Raw genomic sequence first — 16,927 nt, forward strand, 5'->3', positions numbered from 1 at the left:
CAGCCACGCGGCAGCTGTCCAGCTACGTGGCAGCTGTCTAGAAACGTGGCAGCTGTCTAGAAACGCGGCAGCTGTCTAGAAACGCGGCAGATCGGGATGCGGCAACTGGTTGTCATGCACATGCATGGCACCGAATTCGGCACAGCGCGCCAGCGTCGGGATGTTCTTGCCAGGGTTGAGCAGGCCAGCGGGGTCGAAGGCGGCCTTGACGGCATGGAAGACGCTGATCTCCTCGTGGTTGAACTGGGCGCACATCTGATTGATCTTCTCGCGGCCCACGCCATGTTCGCCGGTGATGCTGCCGCCGGCGGCCACACACAGTTCGAGAATCTTGCCGCCGACCTCCTCGGCCAGTTCCAGCTCGCCGGGCTGATTGGCATCGAACAGGATCAACGGGTGCATGTTGCCGTCACCGGCATGGAAGACATTGGCCACCGCGAGCCCCGATTGGCGCGAGAGCTCCGCGATGCCGTTCAGCACGGCGGGCAGCTCACGACGTGGAATGGTGCCATCCATGCAGTAGTAATCGGGCGACATGCGACCCACGGCGGGGAAGGCATTCTTGCGTCCGGCCCAGAAGCGCGCGCGCTCGGCCTCGTCCTGTGCCTGACGGATCTCGGTGGCGCCGGCGCGCTCCAGTACCTCACGGACTCGCGCGCAGTCATCGACGACATCGGCCTCGGCGCCGTCCAGCTCGCAGAGCAGAATGGCGGCGGCCTCGACCGGATAGCCCGCGTGGATGAAGTCCTCGGCGGCGCGGATCGCCAGGTTGTCCATCATCTCGAGCCCGCCGGGGATGATGCCGCAGGCGATGATGTCGCCCACCGCGCGGCCGGCCTTGTCGATATCGGCGAAGCTCGCCATCAGCACCTTGGCGGTCTCGGGCCTGGGCAGCAGGCGCACCGTGACTTCCGTGACCACCCCCAGCATGCCTTCGGAGCCGGTCATCAGCGCCAGCATGTCCAGGCCGGGCGAGTCGAGGCTGTCGGCGCCGATCGTCATCGCCTCGCCTTCGATGGTCAGCATCTCGAGCTTGAGCAGGTTGTGCACGGTGAGGCCGTACTTGAGGCAGTGCACGCCACCGGCATTCTCGGCCACGTTGCCGCCGATGGAGCAGGCGATCTGCGAGGAGGGGTCCGGCGCGTAGTAGAGCCCGAAGGGCGCGGCGGCCTCGGAAATGGCGAGATTGCGCACCCCGGGCTGCAGGCGCGCGGTGCGGGCGTCGGGGTCGATCTCGAGAATCCGCGCCATGCGCGACATCACCAGCAGCACGCCTTGCGCCAGCGGCAAGGCGCCGCCGGACAGCCCGGTGCCGGCGCCACGTGTCACCACCGGCACGCCCAGCGCATGACATTCACGCAGCAGGGCGGCGACCTGCTCGACCCGCTCCGGCAGGGCAACCAGCATCGGCATGACGCGATAGGCGGACAGGCCATCACATTCGAAGGGGTGCAGGTCCTCCTCGCGGTGCAGCAGCGTCAAGTCCGGCAGCAGGGTGGTGAGATGCGCCAGCACCTGGCCCTTGTCGTGCTGGGCCAGCGGTCCATCCAGCGTCGGGTCATAGAGGATATTCATGCACTGCCTCCCGGGAGGTTGGGGTCTGCGCGGCTGCTGTCTGTCGTTTCTGTCTGTCGTTACTGTCTGTCGTTACTGTCGGCTGGTGCGGGGTTCGAGCGAGTCGCCTGTCGATTCCGCCGCACCTGATCTGCACACAATCTGGCCTGACTCCCCGGCCTTGTCCATGCTTCACATCAGTGGTCTGACCAGACATTCGTCTAGTATTTACGCAAGGAAAACCACGCTTTACTGGCCTCACGCTTGGAGCCATCAGGCGGCTTTGCGCCCGCTGATCAACAGGTCTGACCAGTCGAGAATCGCCAGGCGCCGGCAGTGAGTCAATGACGCGCCGCCGGCGGGTTGATCAAGCGCCACGAGCGGGTTGATCAAGGCGAGCACACAAAGGTCGAGCAAAAGGGGAGGGGCAGGATGCTGCGAACCATCGCCGAGTCAGGCGCGGATCCGCGCGCCGCGGATCAGGCGGCGGCGCGTCTGGAGCAATTGATTCTGGACGGCGTGCTCAAGCCCGGGCAGATGATCCCCTCGGAGCGCCGGCTATGTGAGCGGCTGGGCATCTCGCGGGCCTCGCTGCGTGAAGGGCTCAGGCTGTTGCGTGGCAAGGGCATCATCGAGACGCGTCATGGCAAGGGCTCGAGCGTCGCGTCGCTGTTGCCGAGCGGCGATATCAGCCCGCTGATGCACCTGTTTCGGGATCAGCCGCGCACCCTGTATGACCTGCTGGAAGTGCGGGCCCTGCTGGAAGGGCAGTCGGCGCGACTGGCTGCCCAGCGCGGCACGCCGGCGGATAGAGTGTTGATCCGGCGTCATTACGAGGCGATGGCGGCCTGCGTGCGCGAGTATCCGCCCGACTTCGCGTCCTCAGCGCCGGGCGATGAAGCGCTGCCGGATGCCCAGCAGCTGGCGCGTCACGACCACGCCTTCCACCACGCCATCTGTGAGGCGTCCCACAATCCGGTGCTGGTGCATACGCTCAAGGGCATCAATGACCTGCTGCTCAGCTCGGTGTTCGCCTCGCTGCGCAATCTCTACCATCGCCCGATCCCCCGCGGCCAGATCAATGCCCAGCACACGGCCATCTACCGCGCGGTGATGGACCAGCAGCCGGAGGCGGCGGAGAAGGCGGCGCTGGAGCATCTGCACAGCATTCGCGACAACCTGCGCGAGCTGGAGGCGGAGGACGAGCGGCTGGTGCGCTCGGCCATGCGCCTGGAAGGCTTCGAGTAGCGCGTCTGGGTTTTTGGCTCAGGCTCAGGCGTGTGCGCTGGCTGGAATGGAGTGCGCGCTGGCGGACAAGCAGGCTGGCAAGCGGGGCGGACTCAAGGCAAAGTGGGCAGCTCATCGCCCAGGACAACGTGCTGCCTTCATGTGGAAACTCTCTTCCGCGAGTGATTGGCTTGACCGCCTCAACCACTCCCGCCACGCCATGCTGTGGCTGTTCATCGCCTCGATGCTGGAAACCCTGCTGATCCCGATTCCCATCGAGGTCGTTCTGATCCCGTGGATGCTGCGCCACCCCGAGCGCCGCTGGCGCGTGGCCGCGGTGGCACTCGCCGGCAACCTGACCGCAGCATTGCTGGGCTTCTATCTGGGGGCCTTCGCGCTGGCGACGTGGGGCGATGGGCTAATCGGCTTCTTCGGCGGGCAGCAGGCCTTCGAATCCTTCCAGCAGCGCTTCAGCGAGCAGGGCTTCCTTGCCATCATGCTGATCGGCATCGTGCCGATCCCCTTCCAGAGCGCCATGCTGGTCGCCGGTGCCAGCGGCTATCCGGTCGCGTTGTTCCTGCTGGCGGCGCTGATCGGGCGCGGGGTGCGCTATTTCGGACTGGCAGCCCTGGTGGCACTGGTCGAGGATCAGGCGCTGGCGCTCTGGCAGCGCTACTCGCGCCCGCTGGGAGTGATCGGGCTGGCGTTGACCGGCGTGTGGCTGTGGCAGGCCTTCATCGCCTGATCGCTCACTCTTGCCGGCTTGCGCTGACCTGCGACAGCAACGCCTTGCCGCGCTGATAGTCGGCCTGCCAGATCGCCTCGGGCACCATGCTGCCGCCGGTGGCCCAGACGACATGGGTGGTATTGGCCTGCACCTCGCCGTCATCCAGCCCGTTGGCCGCCCGCCAGGCGTGCCACTCGGGGGCATCATTGCGCAGTACGTGGTGGATACCGGGTACGCCGGCCAGCGCGGACGGCTCAAGCATGAGGCCTTCGCTGTCATATGCCAGCGCGAGCAGTTCGAGCAGATGCTCGTCACGCACGGTATGGATGCCGCTGAGCAAGGGTGCCATCACGCGCCCGACGAAGGCCGAGGCGCGACCCACCGCCAGGCCATCGGCGCAGGTGCGATTGTCCAGCCCGATATCCTCCACCGCGATGCCGTCATGCTCGCCGGTCAACATGCCCAGCAGCATGCAGGGGGAGTTGACCGGCTCGGCGAAGAAGCAGTGCACGGCGTCACCGAAGACCTGCTTGAGGCCGTAGGCCACGCCGCCCGGGCCGCCGCCGACGCCACAGGGCAGATAGACGCAGAGCGGGTGGCGGGCATCCACCGGGATGCCCTGCGCCGAGAGCTGTTCCGCGAGGCGGCTGGCCGCCGTGGCGTAGCCGACGAACAGGTCCCGCGAGCTTTCGTCATCGATGAAGTGGGCGTTGGGCTGCTGCGCTTCCTGGCGCCCCGCGGCGACGGCCTTGCCGTAATCCCCGCTGTGCTCCACGACCTCCGCGCCCCGCGCGCGCAGCAGGTCCTTCTTCCACTGCTTGGCATCCGCCGACATGTGCACGGTGACGCGAAAGCCGAGCCGCGCGCTCATGATGCCGATGCTGAGCCCCAGATTGCCGGTGGAGCCCACCACGACCTGTTGGCCGGCCAGCAGGTCACGTATCTCATCACGCTGGAAGGCGCGGTAGTCGTCTTCCTGATGCAGCAGCCCTGCGTCAATGGCGAGACGCTCGGCATGCTTGAGCACCTCATGGATGCCACCGCGCGCCTTGATCGAACCCGAGATGGGCAGGGCGTTGTCACACTTGATCATCAGGCGGCCGGGCAGCGGGGATTCGGCTGCGCTGAGAGGAGATGCGGCCGAGGCTATGCCGCTCAGCGCCTGCTGCAAGCCGGGCGCTGCCACCAGCGGCGATTCGATGCGCCCTGACGCGGCGGCGGTCTCGGGGAAGGCTTCGGCAATCCAGGGAGCGAAACGCATCAGGCGTGCGTTGGCGTCCTCGATGTCCTGGGCTCCCACGCCACTCGCCTGCAGCGCCGGTGAGGCGAGCGCCTGGGCAGTCGCGACGCGTTCAGGGTTGAGCCAGCCGATTTCGCGGCCGGCCATCAGGCTGGCGATTTCCGGGTGACGCAGCGTCAGGGCGTGGAGGTCATGGGGCGTGGCAGACATGCGGTGTCCTTGTGGGGGCTTGATCCAGCGATCAGGTCAGATCACAGGTTAGCGCGTCTTCCACTGGCAACGCACGTAGCCCAGCTTTCACATTCCGTAAAGGTCAGTGACAAAAAAGACCGAATTTTTTGGCAACCGTCGGGATAGAAATGCAAAAGGTGCAGTCATAGTAAGCAAGGACATGATGTTATCGCGATGTTATGTCTGGCTTTAACTGTTCTTTGGTCCGCCACGGTTTTCCTGGCGGATTTTTTTATGCCTGAAATATGCGGGTTTTGGCAGGTTTTCGCTGGGGACGTTCGAATATCCCCAAGCTCTCAGCGACTTTCACTGTGGCCAGAGGTCTTGGTGGCAGGGCGCGGCACAGCGCTTTACAGTGACTGTCACCGCCTCGGGTTGCGGCGCGTAAATTGTTGGATGTCAGGCTGGCGGCAGAGATTGATTAGCCATTGGGTAATCTTCGAGGCATTGGCCTACTGGTGCAAGCATGCTGAAGACGCTCTCGATGCACTCGGTTTTCTCAGCCATCACGCACAGAGCCCCCAGCGGTGATGACCGCTGGGGGCTCTGTGCGTTTGGTCTGGCTCTGAGTTGTTTCTTGATGGGTGAACTGTCTCAACAGCCGTTCTGCATCACCAGCAGCGCACTCAGGACATCGCGGCGGGTGACCATGCCGATCAGGCGGCCCTGCTCGACCACCGGATAGACCTTGGGACGCTGGCCATTCATGTGCTGCGCCAGGTCCGTGATGCTGTCATTCGGGCCGACGCTGAGGACTTCGTGACGCATCAGGTCGCCGACCTGGGCATGCTGGCCGCAGTGATAGGCACTGTCGAGCAGCTTGCCGAGGATGTCCTGCTCGGAGATGAAGCCGATCAGGCGGTCCAGGTCATCCACGACCGGCACGCCGGGCAGACGGTGGTGGGTCAGGCCCTGGGCGAGTTCGAGAATGCTGGTGCGTGCCTTCACGCGATAACAGTCGCGGGACATGATGTCGCGAAGGGTCGAGGGCACCTTGAGCTGGGTGGCTTTCATGGGCAGGTCTCCTGCGTCACTGCTCTCCGACTCTCCGGTGAGGGAGCCGTGCGATGAATGCCGGCAGCCACTTTCGTGACTGCCGGCGACATTCAACATCTGTTCAGAGCATAGGGCATCACTGCGTGAGCTGCGCGTCCCGTTGCCTTGAGGGGGTATCAGTCACCCGGACCGCATTCCATGCAGCGCTCGACGATGGCCGGGCCCAGCTGCAGGTTGGCGTTGAGGTCACGCAGCGCGGTGCGCAGGCCTTCCTCGATCACCGGGTGATAGAAGGGCATTTCCAGCATCTGCTCGATGGTCATGCGTTGCTGATGGGACCAGGCCAGCAGGTGGGCGAGGTGCTCGGCACGCGGGCCGAAGATCTCGGCGCCCAGCAGCAGGCCGGTGCCTTGCTCGCCATAGACGCGCAGCATGCCCTTGTTCATGCGCATCACGCGGGAGCGACCCTGGCCGGTGAAGTCGACTTCGCCCACCGCGTAGCAGTCGCAGGCACCGTAGCGCTGTTCGATCTCGGCGGTCGAGAGGCCGATGGTGGCCATCTGCGGATCACTGAACACGACGGCGATGGTGCTCTTGCGCTGACCGGCACGCACGTCGGGGAAGCGACCGGCGTTGTCACCGGCGATACGGCCCTCATCGGAGGCTTCGTGCAGCAGCGGCAGGTCGTTGTTGGCGTCGCCGGCGATGAAGACATGGCTCGGCGTGTCGTCGCTCAGACGAGTCTGCAGGGTGTGGCGATTGAAGATCGGCACGCCGCGCTCGTCCAGCTTCAGACCCAATGCCTCGATATTGAGGCGATCGACGTTCGGGCGACGGCCGGTGGCCGCGAGCAGGTAGTCGAAACGCTCGGTGAGACGCGCTTCGCTACCACGCTCGATGAAGGTGATCTCGACACCGGCGCCGTTCTCGTCCTCGACGCGTTCGATCTTCTCGACCTTGGCGTCCGGGTCGAGATAGAACTCCTCGTTGAAGACGCGATCGGCATTGGCACGTAGCTTCTCGTCACGCAGCGGGCCGATGGCGCCGCCGACACCGAACATGCGGATGCGCACGCCGAGACGCGTGAGCGCCTGGCCCAGCTCCAGCCCGATGACGCCCGGGCCGAAGACGGCGACGGATTCCGGCAGGTCGTCCCAGTCGAAGACGCTGTCGTTGATGATCAGGCGGTCACCGGCATTCTCGAAGAAGCCCGGGTAGCTGGGGCGTGAGCCGGTGGCGATCACGACACGCTCGAAGGTGACGCGGGTCTCGTTGTCCCCGATGATCAGGCTATTGGCGGTCTCGAAGCGCGCATTGCCGCGCAGCTTGTCGTGGGAGGGAATGCCTTCCACGGACTCGACCACGAAGCCGACGAAGCGGTCGCGCTCACGCTTGACGCGGTCCATCACGGCGCGGCCATCCACCTTGACCTCGCCTTCGATATTGATGCCGAACGGTGCGGTGTCACGGGCGTGATGCGCGGCTTCGGCCGCACTGATCAGCAGCTTGGACGGCATGCAGCCGACACGGGCACAGGTGGTGCCGTAGGGGCCGCCTTCGATCATGACCACGGAATCGGTGTGTGCCTTGGCGGCGCGATAGGCACCCAGACCGGCACTGCCGGCACCGATGATGGCGACTTCAACCTGGCGTTCGTTCACGTCGTACTCCTCAAGGCGCGCCAGCGGCGCACCTGACAATGGGGTCTCAAGCGCGAGCGTGGCCCGCGCGTGATGAAAAGAGAAAGTTATCGGGGCCTGTCAGCGTGATGCGTTCAAGCGCTGGTCAGGCTGCCGAAGTAGCGGGCGACTTCATCGCTGCCGCCGACATGCTCGCCGTCGATCCAGACCTGCGGCACGGTGGCCTGACCGGTCATGGCGCGCAGGGTGCGTGAGGTCACGCCGCGGGTGCCGACTTCGATGACTTCGTAGCTGATGCGTGCTTCGTCGAGCATCTGCTTCGCACGTGCGCAGTACGGGCAGCCCGGCTTGCTGAACAGGGTAGCGAAGCTGGGACGGCCGGCATCCGGGTCCAGATAGTCGAGCATGGTGTCGGCATCGGAGACTTCAAAGGGGTCGCCCGGCTTCTGCGGCTCGATGAACTGCTTCTCGACCACGCCGTTGCGTACCAGCATGGAATAACGCCAGCTGCGCTTGCCGAAACCGATGTCGCTCTTGTCGACCAGCATGCCCATGCCGGCGGCGAAATCACCGTTGCCATCGGCGATCAGGCTCAGGTTCTCGGCTTCCTGATGCTCGCCCCAGGATTCCATGACGAAGGCGTCATTGACGGACAGGCAGACGATCTCGTCGACGCCGACAGCATAGAAGCGATCAGCCAGCTCGTTGTAGCGCGGCAGGTGAGTGGAGGAGCAGGTCGGGGTGAAGGCGCCCGGCAGGGCGAAGACCACCACGTTGCGGCCCGAGAAGATCTCCTCGCTGGTGCGCTCGACCAGACGGCCGTCGCGACGGATCTTGAAGCTGACGTTCGGGACCTGCTGGCCTTCGTGTGATTCGAGTTGCATGAAATTGGCTCCGGTCTCGATGAGACGTATCTAAAGGGGATGGCAGGCGACTGAGGCTCGATGACAATGTCGAGTGCATGAGAAATCAGTGCCTTGCGAAACTGGAGCCAGTCTAGGGGCAAGCCTCTTGCGGGTGAATTTGATTGCATCAAGCGAGGCGATAGCTTTTCTTGATGATACTGCTGACAGTCAGTCGTGGGCTGGCTCATGGCCTTGTTCTTGGCAGGAACGTGCTGGTCGGCAAGCGGCTTTTTTGCCGGAAATAGTTATACAGACTTGATATTTGCCCCTGTCAGCCATAAGTAGTGGGTACGTCACAGCATCGTCAGGCGTCGAGTCTGGCAAGCGAGGCAATAGATGAACGCACGAGAGTACATGGCGAAGCACGGCCTGGACGGCGACAAGGACAAGGAGGAGGACAAGCCTCAGAGTCTGGAAGAACATGCCTGGGCACGTGCACGTGAGTCCGGCAGCAATCGGCCACGCACCGGGACGCCGCATGACTGGGAAGACTGGGAGCGCTACCACGAGCAGCTGGCCGCGGACTCCGAGAAGCTGTCCCAGAAGATCGATCGTCAGGCCCGCGCCGGCGGATCCGCCTCTGCGCACGACGATGACGTCGACAAGGCCGACGCTGATCGAGACGGGCAGTGATCAAGAAGTACAGTGATCAAGAAGGACACTGATCAATACGAGTACCGAACATTCATGACCTCCGTGGAGTCACGGTTGTCACAATCGCAAGGAGCAACTCATGGATATCATTCGCATCATTCTGGCCATCATCCTGCCGCCGCTGGGCGTTCTCATGCAGGTGGGTGTCGCCAACAAGCATTTCTGGATCAACATCATCCTGACCTGCTTCGGTTTCCTGCCGGGGATCATCCACGCGGTGTGGGTCATTACCAAGTTCTGACCGCCGCTGAGCCCCAGAGGCTCTGATATGGCTGCCCATCTCGGGCAACCCAGAGTTGAAAGACCCAAAGCCCCCACTGCCTTGTGTGCAGCGGGGGCTTTTCAGTGGGCGCTCACCGGGGAAGCGCCATGTGGCGTCGGTGACTCAGCGGCGGGGCTTGCCGAGGGCCCTCGGTGAATGGCAGGCGACGGTAGTTCAATGTTTAGACTTTCGCATAGCCTGATTTCAACGTTTTTCAGCGAGCGCGGCGCTTGTCGCCTCTCGCTTGCCCCCGTAGGGTCAAATGGGACTGAGGGCAGCGATCAGGGCCGGTGAAGCCTGTTCGATCACATGCTCCACGATAACAACAACACGTATGGATACCACGCATGGTCACGACTGCTGAGCCCGACGCGCCGCAGGAGACCAGCTCCTGCTTCGCGATCTTCAATGATGTGCAAAAGAGCTATGACGGCGAAACGCTGGTGGTCAAGGGCTTCAATCTTGAAGTCCAGCGCGGCGAGTTCGTCACCCTGCTGGGGCCGTCCGGTTCCGGCAAGACCACCTGCCTGATGATGATGGCAGGCTTCGAAACGCCGACCCACGGCGACATCCTCCTCGACGGTACCCCCATCAACGACTTGCCACCGCACAAGCGCGGTATCGGCATGGTCTTCCAGAACTATGCGTTGTTTCCGCACATGAGCGTGGCCGAGAATCTGGCCTTCCCGCTGGAAGTGCGCGGCATGAGCAAGGAGGAAATCTCGACCAAGGTGGCCAACGCGCTGGACATGGTGCGACTCGGCGAATTCGGCGATCGCCGCCCGGGGCAGCTCTCCGGCGGGCAGCAGCAGCGGGTCGCCCTGGCACGTGCGCTGGTCTTCGAGCCGGAGCTGGTGCTGATGGATGAACCGCTGGGGGCGCTGGACAAGAACCTGCGCGAAGAGATGCAGTTCGAGATCAAGCGCATTCACCAGCGCCTCGGCGTCACCATGCTCTATGTGACCCACGATCAGACGGAAGCACTGACCATGTCGGACCGCATCGCGGTCTTCAATGACGGCATCGTCCAGCAGCTGGCAACCCCCGAGGCGCTGTATGAAGCGCCGGAGAATGCCTTCGTCGCCTATTTCATCGGCGAGAACAATCGCCTCAACGGCCAGGTATCGCAGCTCGACACTCAGGGTGAGCATTGCACGGTAACCCTCGACAGTGGCGAGCAGGTACGGGCGCTCAAGGTGGCCGTCAATGAGGTCGGCGAGCGCACCCAGCTGTCACTGCGCCCGGAGCGGGTGCGCCTGCTGTCGGCGGAAGAGCCAGGCGCCGCGGGCACGCCAAGCCCTCCCGACAATGTCTTCTCCGCCGAGGTGCTCGAGGTGATCTATCTTGGAGATCATCTGCGCACGCGCGTGGCGGTGTGTGGCAGTGACGAATTCATCATCAAGACACCCAACGCCGAGGGTTATCCGCCCTTGCGGCCCGGGCAGACATTGCAGGTCGGATGGGACGCCTGCGACTGCCGGGCGCTGGATGCCTGAGGCCAGCAAAGGTCAGAACAGGCCAGTAAAGGACAGACTAGAAAAGAGCAGGCGAGAAAGGAAAAGCAGCAAGGGAGGTGAAGCACGCCTCCTCAGCAGAGCAAGAGCAGATTTCGCGACAAGAGTGCAGCACAACAACAAGAAATCAGGGAGATTCATCCATGTCAGTCATCAATCAGTTCACCGCGTCATTCACTACCTCGCGCCCGGGCATGCCGCTGCGCAGCCTGCTGGCGGTTGCCGTGGCAGCGGCCGGCATGAGCGCCGGTGCGGCCCAGGCCGAGACGCTCAATATCGTCTCGTGGGGCGGCGCCTATACCGACAGCCAGAACAAGGCCTATCACGAGCCCTGGGAAGAGAAGAGCGGCGACACCGTCGTCAATATCGACAAGTCATCCAATGCGCTGTCCGGTCTGCGCGCACAGGTCCAGGCCGGCAACGTCACCTGGGACCTGGTCGACATGCTGCCCAGTGATGCCTTGATCGCCTGTTCGGAAGGCCTGATCGAGCCACTGGACCCGGACACCCTGTTCGCGGCAGCGCCGGATGGCACGCCGGCCAGCGAGGACTTCATCGAGAATTCGCTCAGCGAGTGCTTCGTACCGCAGATCGTCTACTCCAACATCGTGGCCTTCAATACCGAGATGTTCCCCGAGGACAAGCAGCCGGATTCCATCGATGATGTGTTCAATCTCGAGGAATTCCCCGGCAAGCGTGCCCTGCAGAAGAAGCCGATCAACAACATGGAGTGGGCGCTGGTGGCCGATGGCGTGGCCCCGGAAGATGTCTACGAGATGCTGGATTCCGAGGAAGGCATCGAACGTGCCTTCGCCAAGCTCGATACCATCAAGGACAGCGTGATCTGGTGGGAAGAGGGCGCACAGCCGCCGCAGCTGCTGGCGGACAAGGAAGTGGCCTTCGCCTCGGCCTACAACGGGCGCATCTTCGATGCCGAGGTCAACGAGAAGCAGCCATTCTCCATCGTCTGGGATGCCCAGGTCTTCGAGCTGGATGGTTGGGTGGTGCCGACCGGCAAGCTCGACAAGGTCAAGGATTACCTGATGTTCGCCACCGATACCCAGCGTCTGGCGGATCAGGCCAAGTACATCTCCTACGGGCCGGCGCGCACCTCCTCCGCGGCACTGGTCTCGACCCATGCGGACACCGGCATCGACATGAAGCCGCACATGCCCACCTATGGCCCCAACTTCGAGACCGCCATCCCCAAGGATGACGAATTCTGGGCCGACAACCTCGATGAGCTGAGCCAGCGCTTCAACGCCTGGCTGGCACGCTGACCCCTGCACTGACCCGCTGGCCCCGGTGGCGCACACCCGCGCGCCGGGGCCTTTTTGATCATGCCTGATGGCCCCTCGGCCATGCTCGATTCCGCCAGGTTGGCTTCCGTCACTGTCACGCGGAAGCCGGCTGGCGGCCCAGGCATCCTCGGATAGCCGATCAAGGAGTGCAGGATGAGCGATTCCTCCGCCCCGGCCACGTCCGGAAGCGCAGCACATGACCCCAATGGTGCCCCCGGCGCGGCGCTGACCACCGCCGATGGCGTACCGCTGAAACAGAGCCTCAATCGCGCCATCCGTCGCAGCCGCATCAAGGCGTTGCTGCTGGTGGCGCCGTTGCTGGTCTTCATCGGGCTGGCATTCGTCATGCCCATCTTCGACATGCTGTCACGCAGTGTCGACAACCCGGAAGTCTCCACCTATCTGCCGCGCACCAGCGAGGTGCTGGTCGACTGGGACGGCGAAGGGCTGCCGGAAGAGGCCGCCTACGCCGCCCTGGCGCAGGATCTGGCCGCGGGACTCAAGGCGCGCAATCTCGGACGCGTCGCCTCGCGTCTCAACTACGAAAAGTCCGGCATGCGGTCGCTGTTCATGAAGAGCGCCCGCCGTGCCGGTCGCATGGAGGCCCCTTACAAGGCCGCGCTGATCAAGGCCGATGAGGACTGGGAGGACCCGGATATCTGGCGTCTGATCAAGCGCGAATCGTCGCCTCTCACCGCTTCCTACTATCTGGCGGCGGTGGATCGCCAGTTCTCACCGACCGGAGAGATCGTCGAGAAACCGGAGTATCTGCAGATCCACGTCTCGCTGTTCATTCGAACCTTCTGGATGAGCGCCGCGATCACCGGGCTGTGTCTGTTGCTGGCCTATCCGGTGGCCTGGCTGCTGGCGACCCTGCCAGCCAGTCGCGGCAATCTGCTGATGATTCTGGTGCTGCTGCCGTTCTGGACCTCGCTGCTGGTGCGAACCACCACCTGGATCGCGATCCTGCAGCAGCAGGGGGTGCTCAATGACATGCTGGTAGGTGTCGGGATACTCGCCGAGGAGGCGCGTATCCAGATGATCTACAACAAGACCGGCACTATCATCGCGATGACCCACATCCTGCTGCCGTTCATGATCCTGCCGCTGTACTCGGTGATGAAGACCATCCCGCCCAGCTACATGCACGCGGCGCGCTCGCTGGGTGCCGGGCCGATCACCGCCTTCCGGCGCGTCTACTTCCCGCAGACCCTGCCGGGTATCGGGGCGGGCTCGATTCTGGTCTTCATCCTCTCCATCGGCTACTACATCACGCCGGCACTGGTGGGCGGGCAGTCGGGCCGCTTCATCACCAACTTCATCGCCTATCACATGCAGACCTCGCTCAACTGGGGGCTGGCAGCGGCCATTGGCTCGATTCTGCTGGTCGTGGTGATCCTCTTCTATCTCGTCTACAACCGTCTGATCGGTGTGGACAAGGTCAAACTGGGGTGACAGATGGCCATACCTTCCTATGCAACTCGTGGTGAGCGGATCTGGCATTGGGTGTTCTGCGTGCTGTGCGCGCTGATCTTCCTGTTCCTGATCGGGCCGATCCTGGTGATCATTCCGCTCTCGTTCAATGCCGAACCTTACTTCACCTTCTCGGAGAAGATGCTGTCGCTGGACCCGGAGGGCTACTCGCTGCGCTGGTATCAGGAGTTCTTCACCTCGGATGAGTGGATGCGCTCGATCAAGAACAGCATCATCGTGGCGGTGTGCGCGACGGTGCTGGCCACGGTACTGGGCACACTTGCCGCACTGGGGCTTTCCAGCCGCTTCATGCCATTTCGCAATACCATCATGGCGATCCTGATCTCGCCGATGATCGTGCCGCTGATCATCAGCGCCGCGGCGATGTTCTTCTTCTTCTCGAAACTGGGGCTGACCCAGACCTATCTGGGCGTGATTCTGGCGCATACGGCGCTGGGCATTCCCTTCGTGGTGATCACGGTGACGGCGACGCTGTCCGGCTTCGATCACTCGCTGACACGTGCGGCACACTCGCTGGGGGCCAGTCCGAGTCGCACCTTCTTCCGCATCATCCTGCCGCTGGTGACGCCGGGGGTGGTGTCCGGTGCGCTGTTCGCCTTCATCACCTCGTTCGATGAAGTCGTGGTGGTGCTGTTCATCGCCGGGCCGGCGCAGACCACCATCCCGATCCAGATGTGGTCCGGTATCCGCGAGGAGATCAGCCCGACGATTCTGGCGGTGGCCACGCTGCTGGTGATGGTCTCGATCCTGCTGCTGACGACACTGGAGCTGATTCGCCGCCGCAATGAACGTCTGCGCGGCCTGACGCCGAGCTGACCACTGTCCTCGACCCTCTGCCCTTTGCTCTTGAGTGCTGAGCGCTTGATAGCGGTGAGAAACAGGAGTCGCAAGAAACGCCCTTGCCCCCGCAGAGTCTGTCTGCGGGGGCAAGGGCGTTTCAGGGCCAGGGCTTGAAGACAGGGCTTGAAGACAGGGCTTGGAGACAGGGCTTGAGGAAAAGCCTGCTGCGTCAGGCCGCGCCGAGTCGCTTGTAGAGCGTGGTGCGGCTGATGCCCAGCTCCCGCGCGAGACGCGAGACGTTGCCGCCCAGCGCGTCCAGCGCACTCTGCAGCTCCTCGGCACTGGAGAGATCATGCAGCGAGGGCAGGCCGCTCGGTTGCGAGGGCTGGTGGGCAATCTCGCCCTCTGCCGCGTGGCAGTCGCCCTGTGAGGCGAGACAGTCGCCCGCCAGCATCACATGGCACGGCTCCAGGGTCGGCCCATCGCACAGTGCCAGCGCCAGACGCAGCACGTTGTCCAGCTCGCGCACGTTGCCGGGCCAGTCATGCTGGGTGAGGCGATCGAGGAAGGCGGGCGTGATGCGCGGCAGCTCACGTTGCTGCTCCCCGCACAGCCTGGTCAGCAGGGCACGACTCAGGCCGGCGATGTCGTGACGCTCCCTCAGCGGCGGCAGGGCAATGGTGGCGCCGCACAGGCGATAGTAGAGATCTGCCCGGAAGCGTCCCGCATTGACCAGCTCGCTGAGGGGCTGATGGGTGGCGGCCACCAGTTCGAAATCGACCCGCTGCGGCTTGCCGCCGCCCAGCGGGGTGACTTCACGCTCTTGCAGCACGCGCAGCAGACGCGCCTGCACATGCAGTGGCATGTCGCCGATCTCATCCAGAAACAGGCGCCCGCCATTGGCCTCGAGCAGGCGGCCTTCGCGTCCGGCGGGGTCGGCACCGGTAAAGGCGCCGCGCCGATAGCCGAACAGTTCGGCCTCGACCAGCTCATCAGGCAAGGCGGCGCAGTTGATGGCGACCAGCGGCTGATGGGCGCGATGACTGGCCTGATGCAGCGCCTTGACCACTTCCTCCTTGCCGACGCCGGTCTCGCCCTGCAGCAGCAGTGGCAGGCGGGCGTTCACCAGCCGCGCCAGCAGTTCGCAGACCCTGGCCCAGCCGGCATCGCCATGATGCAGGCGCGCAAGGCTCGGGTGGCACGCAGTCTCTCGAGTGGCGGTCTCGGTCGGTGGCTGGCTTGCGGAGCGCTCGGCCGGCGCACGGGCCACGACCCGTGGCCTGGGCGGGGCTGCGCACAGGGTGTAGCCCGTTAAGCGCGGGTGCTGTGTGAGCGTCAGGCACTGCGCATCGGCGAGCTGGGCCAGCGGCGCCCAGTCCAGCTGCCAGCGTGCCAGCGGCTGCCCCAGCAGCAGGTGGATGTCATCGCGGGTGGCGCAGCTGTCGCTGTCCGTTGCATTGGCCGCGCTGTTCGATGCATTGGCCGCGCTGTTCGATGCGTTGTCAGGGGCTGAAGGAAGTTCAAGGTGAGCCGCCAGCAGCTGCAGTCCCCGGCGACTGGCAGCCGCGACCTGACCTTGCGGCGTGACAGCCAGCAGGGCCGCGCTGGGCGAGTCCAGCTGCGAGCGGTTGAGATGCAGGCGCAACAGGTGATGGTCGTGCCCATGCGCTTCGCCCAGTCGGCGTTGCTCGATGTCATCCGCCAGTACCCCGAGCATGCCGAGGCTGTACTGGCGGACACGGTAGGGGTCGCAGATCAGCCCCAGGCACCCCTCGCAGGCGCCGGGCGTCAGGCCGCGACTGGCACTCCAGCTGGCGGGGGCCAGCAGCGCGGCACTGGCACTGGCCAGCCCCTTGAGGCATTCGGCGTCATGCGCTTCGAGCGCGATGCGCGCCAGGCGATTGGCGCGCGGTGCATTCAGGGTCTCGGCGATGGCGTTGTGGCCCAGCGACTCCTCACGCCAGCGCGCGCCGGGGTGCAACAGGGCGGCGTCATTGCCCAGCAGCTGTTGATGGCCGTAGCTTGCCAGCACCACGCCGTCGCGGTCGGTCAGTACCAGACACGCCTGCCAGTGATCGAGCAGGTTGAGGATATGACCGGCCACCGCTGACGCCACCGTCGTCATCAGGCTGGCGGCCTGACGCTGACGCCAGACGAGCTCCTCCGGCGGACACCTGAGGGTTGAGGGCGGCAGCGCCGAGGGGAAAGAAGAGGGAAGAGAAGAGGGAAGAGCAGCCGCAGACGTTGTGGAGGCGGCGCCTGGATCGAGCGCCTGATCCTCCGCGTGGCGAGCTGAATGATTGGCCGAATGGTGGGCAGCGTGGCGCGCTGAGTGCTTGGCGGTGTGGGGTAGTGGCATGCGACGTCCCTTGTGCGGCGGGCCTTTCAGGCCTCTGTTGTTA

The 16,927-nt window shown here is 64.2% G+C and carries 14 protein-coding genes; 8 read left to right on the forward strand and 6 right to left on the reverse strand.

Annotation, left to right across the window (positions count from 1 at the left end; all coding sequences use genetic code 11):
* Positions 1-75: 75 nt before the first annotated feature.
* Positions 76-1,575 (reverse strand): glycolate oxidase subunit GlcD, encoded by a 1,500-nt coding sequence (gene glcD / locus H2O77_RS06020; protein ID WP_153635412.1) that lies wholly within the window; start codon positions 1,573-1,575, stop codon positions 76-78.
* 411 nt (positions 1,576-1,986) lie between these two features.
* Between glcD and glcC the strand changes: the two genes are divergently transcribed.
* Together glcC and H2O77_RS06030 are read left to right on the forward strand one after the other, a co-directional pair.
* Positions 1,987-2,802 carry a transcriptional regulator GlcC gene (gene glcC / locus H2O77_RS06025; RefSeq protein WP_215824163.1) on the forward strand — a complete coding sequence of 272 codons (816 nt, stop codon included), beginning with the start codon at positions 1,987-1,989 and terminating at the stop codon, positions 2,800-2,802.
* 139 nt (positions 2,803-2,941) lie between these two features.
* The gene (locus H2O77_RS06030) at positions 2,942-3,526 is read left to right on the forward strand and encodes a VTT domain-containing protein (RefSeq protein ID WP_215824164.1); all 585 of its coding nucleotides are present in this window, start codon (positions 2,942-2,944) and stop codon (positions 3,524-3,526) included.
* Positions 3,527-3,530: 4 nt separating this feature from the next.
* Here the strand turns inward: H2O77_RS06030 and H2O77_RS06035 are convergent, their stop codons facing one another.
* The 4 genes from H2O77_RS06035 to H2O77_RS06050 form a co-directional block, all read right to left on the reverse strand.
* The gene (locus H2O77_RS06035) at positions 3,531-4,958 is read right to left on the reverse strand and encodes a D-serine ammonia-lyase (protein ID WP_215824165.1); all 1,428 of its coding nucleotides are present in this window, start codon (positions 4,956-4,958) and stop codon (positions 3,531-3,533) included.
* Positions 4,959-5,573: 615 nt separating this feature from the next.
* Positions 5,574-5,993: a CBS domain-containing protein gene (locus H2O77_RS06040; protein WP_043334523.1), complete on the reverse strand. Its 420-nt coding sequence runs from the start codon at positions 5,991-5,993 to the stop codon at positions 5,574-5,576.
* A 158-nt stretch (positions 5,994-6,151) separates the two neighbouring features.
* Entirely contained in the window at positions 6,152-7,636 is a 1,485-nt protein-coding gene (locus H2O77_RS06045) for a dihydrolipoyl dehydrogenase (RefSeq protein ID WP_192837919.1), read from the reverse strand.
* A gap of 113 nt (positions 7,637-7,749) precedes the next feature.
* On the reverse strand, positions 7,750-8,499 hold the full coding sequence (locus tag H2O77_RS06050) for a glutathione peroxidase (RefSeq protein ID WP_107335176.1): 750 nt from the start codon (positions 8,497-8,499) through the stop codon (positions 7,750-7,752).
* 375 nt (positions 8,500-8,874) lie between these two features.
* Between H2O77_RS06050 and H2O77_RS06055 the strand changes: the two genes are divergently transcribed.
* The 6 genes from H2O77_RS06055 (at position 8,875) to H2O77_RS06080 (ending at position 14,561) form a co-directional block, all read left to right on the forward strand.
* Positions 8,875-9,153 (forward strand): hypothetical protein, encoded by a 279-nt coding sequence (locus H2O77_RS06055; protein ID WP_215824166.1) that lies wholly within the window; start codon positions 8,875-8,877, stop codon positions 9,151-9,153.
* Positions 9,154-9,253: 100 nt separating this feature from the next.
* Entirely contained in the window at positions 9,254-9,415 is a 162-nt protein-coding gene (locus tag H2O77_RS06060; RefSeq protein ID WP_043334518.1) for a YqaE/Pmp3 family membrane protein, read from the forward strand.
* 368 nt (positions 9,416-9,783) lie between these two features.
* Positions 9,784-10,932: an ABC transporter ATP-binding protein gene (locus tag H2O77_RS06065; RefSeq protein WP_215824167.1), complete on the forward strand. Its 1,149-nt coding sequence runs from the start codon at positions 9,784-9,786 to the stop codon at positions 10,930-10,932.
* A 161-nt stretch (positions 10,933-11,093) separates the two neighbouring features.
* A complete protein-coding gene (locus tag H2O77_RS06070; protein WP_225347830.1) occupies positions 11,094-12,230 on the forward strand; it encodes an extracellular solute-binding protein in 1,137 nt (378 codons plus the stop codon).
* 174 nt (positions 12,231-12,404) lie between these two features.
* On the forward strand, positions 12,405-13,706 hold the full coding sequence (locus tag H2O77_RS06075) for an ABC transporter permease (RefSeq protein ID WP_054556762.1): 1,302 nt from the start codon (positions 12,405-12,407) through the stop codon (positions 13,704-13,706).
* Positions 13,707-13,709: 3 nt separating this feature from the next.
* Positions 13,710-14,561: an ABC transporter permease gene (locus H2O77_RS06080; RefSeq protein WP_215824168.1), complete on the forward strand. Its 852-nt coding sequence runs from the start codon at positions 13,710-13,712 to the stop codon at positions 14,559-14,561.
* A gap of 193 nt (positions 14,562-14,754) precedes the next feature.
* Here the strand turns inward: H2O77_RS06080 and H2O77_RS06085 are convergent, their stop codons facing one another.
* Positions 14,755-16,650 carry a sigma 54-interacting transcriptional regulator gene (locus tag H2O77_RS06085; RefSeq protein WP_215824169.1) on the reverse strand — a complete coding sequence of 632 codons (1,896 nt, stop codon included), beginning with the start codon at positions 16,648-16,650 and terminating at the stop codon, positions 14,755-14,757.
* Positions 16,651-16,927 lie beyond the last annotated feature (277 nt).

It is taken from the genome of Cobetia sp. 4B (genome assembly GCF_018831605.1).
Taxonomy (GTDB): Bacteria; Pseudomonadota; Gammaproteobacteria; order Pseudomonadales; family Halomonadaceae; genus Cobetia; species Cobetia amphilecti.